The sequence below is a fragment of the Ruegeria sp. genome (assembly GCF_028066395.1).
GTDB lineage: Bacteria > Pseudomonadota > Alphaproteobacteria > Rhodobacterales > Rhodobacteraceae > Ruegeria.
The window spans coordinates 1-3105 of record NZ_JALCBM010000064.1 but is presented as its reverse complement, the minus strand read 5'-3'; the positions used below and the strand labels follow the sequence as shown (position 1 = coordinate 3105).

2 protein-coding genes and 1 pseudogene are annotated in these 3105 nt (G+C 62.8%); all 3 read left to right on the top strand.

Going from position 1 to position 3105, the window contains the following annotated elements:
• Positions 1 to 348, top strand: a pseudogene (locus MPJ51_RS17240) (glutamate-1-semialdehyde 2,1-aminomutase); the annotation flags it as partial.
• Complete coding sequence (locus MPJ51_RS17235) at positions 345 to 2738, top strand: FAD-dependent oxidoreductase (protein ID WP_298389214.1); 2394 nt, start codon at positions 345 to 347, stop codon at positions 2736 to 2738. The pseudogene MPJ51_RS17240 and the gene MPJ51_RS17235, both read left to right, overlap by 4 nt.
• Positions 2735 to 3105: FAD-dependent oxidoreductase (locus MPJ51_RS17230; protein WP_298389212.1), on the top strand; the 371-nt coding region annotated here is incomplete at its 3' end. The genes MPJ51_RS17235 and MPJ51_RS17230, both read left to right, overlap by 4 nt.

Here is a 3105-nt window from a genome sequence, read left to right as displayed (position 1 = left end):
GGTGAACCGCAAGCGCAGGCCGATGCCATGGCCGACAGGATGCGAACCGGCATGAACGCGATCATGGCGCAGGCCGGGGTGACTGGGCTGGCTTATGGCGACAGCTCAATCTTTCACCTGCATTTCGGACGCGCCACGCTGGACGGTCTGACGCCCGCCGAAATCCGGGGCCTGCCCCCGGCGCAAGTGCGTGCCTATCGCGACGGGATGCTGGCGCGCGGTGTGGACATGATGGCCTATACCTCGGGCCTGACCAGCGCCGCCCATACGCCCGACCTGATTGACGAGGCGCTGGAGGCCTTTCGTGAAACCCTTGCAGAGATGATCCGGGACGGGGTGCTGATATGAACCTGCCAACCCATGCGCGCACTGTGGTCATCGGGGGCGGCGTCATCGGCTGTTCTATCGCCTATCATCTGGCCCGCGAGGGGCGGCAGGATATTGTCGTTCTGGAACGCTCGAAACTGACCTCCGGCACAACATGGCACGCAGCAGGGCTGGTACGCCGCCTGCGCCCCTCGGCCACGCTGACCAAGTTGATCAACTATTCCATCGACCTCTATGCCGAGTTGGAGCGCGAAACCGGGCAGGCCACCGGATGGGTGCAGACCGGCTCGCTGACGTTGGCCACGAACCCGGACCGGCTGACCAATATCAAACGTCAGGTCTCGCTGGGTCGTGCCTTCGGGCTGGAGGCCGAGGTGGTCGATGCCGCCCGCGCGCAAGAGCTTTGGCCGCTGATCGAAACCGATGACGTGATCGGCGCGGTCTGGTCGCCTGCGGATGGGCGAGTGAACCCCTCGGACGTGGCGCTGGCGCTGTCCAAGAGCGCACGCGCGCGCGGCGTGCGGATATTCGAGGATACGCGCGTGACTGGCTTGCGCAAAAAGGCCGGGTGTATTGCGGGGGTCGAGGTGGGTGATCACGTGATCGAAGCCGATGAGGTGGTGATCGCCTGCGGGCTGTGGTCGCGCGAGGTCGCGGCGATGGCGGGCGCCCATATGCCGCTTTACGCCTGCGAACATTTCTACATCCTGACCAAGCCCCTAGCGCAGGTTCAGGCATTGGGCAAAGGGGCGCATCTGCCGACGTTGAACGATCAGGACGCGTTCCTTTACGCCCGTGACGATGTCGAGGGGCTGTTGGTGGGCAGTTTCGAACCTCACGCCAAGGGCCTGCCGCTGGATCGGTTGCCCGCCGATTTCTCGTTCGATCTACTGGACGAGGATTGGGACCATTTCATGCCGATGATGGAAAACGCTCTGCGCCGTATCCCGGCGCTGCAACAGGCCGAAGTACGGATGCTGCTGAACGGTCCCGAAAGCTTTACGTTGGACAGCCAGTTCATGCTGGGCGAAAGCCCCGAAGTACCCGGGCTGTTCCTGATGGGTGGCATGAACTCCACCGGGATCGCGCTGGCGGGTGGTGCAGGCAAAGCGATGGCGGAATGGATCATCGCGGGCGAGCCGACAATGGAGTTGAACGAGGCCGATATCCGCCGTTTCAGCCCTGAAATGAACGTGCTGGGCGCGCTTGAGGCCCGCATCCCCGAGGTTCTGGGTCGTCATTACGACAACCCCTATCCGGGCTGTTCGATGGAAACCGCACGCGGTCAACGCCGTTCACCCGTTCATGCCGGTCTGGTGGCCGCGGGGGCCCGGTTCGAAAGCCGAGGCGGCTGGGAGCGCACGGTGCATTTCGGCGGCGAGGCAGCGCATCTGCCGCTGACTTTCGGCGTGCCGAAATGGCGCGAGCAGGTGGGCCGCGAGGTCGAGGCCTGCCGCCACGGCGCCGCCATTCTGGATCAAAGCGCGTTTGGCAAGATCATGGTGCAGGGACCGGATGCCTGCGCCTTCCTCAATCATCTCTGCACAGCGCAGATGGATATCCCAGAAGGACGCATCGCCTATTCCCAGATCCTGAACCGCAAGGGTGGGATCGAAAGCGACGTCACGGTGCAGCGTCACGGATCCGAAACCTATCTGATGATCACCGGCGCGGGCGAAGTGGTGCGTGATCTCAAGCGGATGCGGGAAACGCGCGGTACATTCCGCGTGGAATTCACAGATGTTACCAGCGGTTACGCAATCCTCGGCCTCGCGGGCGTGCGGGCGCGTGATGTGCTGCAGGCCACCACCAACACTCCGATCCCCGACCTCAAAAGGTTCTGCTTTGCTCCGGTGGAAATCGGCCTCGCGCGCGGCTGGGTCGGGCGGCTCAGCTTTACCGGCGAAGAAGGCTATGAGCTCTATATCCCCGCCGACATGGCCATGGCCGCGCATGAGGCGCTGATCGCCGCCGGGGCCAGCCACGCGGGGCTTTATGCCTCTGGCAGTTTGCGCATCGAAAGCGGATTTCGCGCCTTCGGGCATGAATTGACGCCGGGCACCACGCCGTTCGAAGCTGGGTTAGAGGCCTTCTGTGCTTTTGGAACCGGATTCGTTGGCGAAGAGGTCCTGAACGCTCACGCCCAACACCGGCGGATCGTCTCAGTGCTTTTTGATGATCCCGATGCGATTCCCCTACATGATGAACCGATTTACTTCGCCGGTCAGGTGGTGGGTCAGATCACCTCTGCCGCCTGGTCCTATCGCTTTGGCCGATCTGTGGCCCTTGCAATGATTTCCGGCAGCCCGAGATTTTTCGACGAAAAATCTTTGACGGTGGAAGTCGAAATCGCCTGTACCCGCTATACGGCCCGTGTTTCGCTGCGGCCCGCCAAAGAGGCTTTTGCATGACCGACAGCATCCGCACAACGCGCGTCGCCATCATCGGCGGTGGCATCATGGGGGTCGCCGCGCAGTTCCAACTGGCCGAAAACGGCTGGACCGACACCATCCTGTTCGAAAAGGCCGAACTGACCAGCGGGTCAACCTGGCACGCCGCCGGGCAGATCGCCCATGCCGTTGGCAGCCGCATTGCGGGCTGGATCAACAAGACCTCGCTCGAGACTTACAAGCGGGTCGAGGTCGAAACCGGTCAAAGCATCGGCTGGCACGAAACAGGGGGTTTTCGCATCGCGACCAGTGACGCCGAAGTCGACTGGATGAAATCGATCATGGGCGTTGGGCGGCTGCTGGATTTGCCGATGGAACTGGTCGGGCC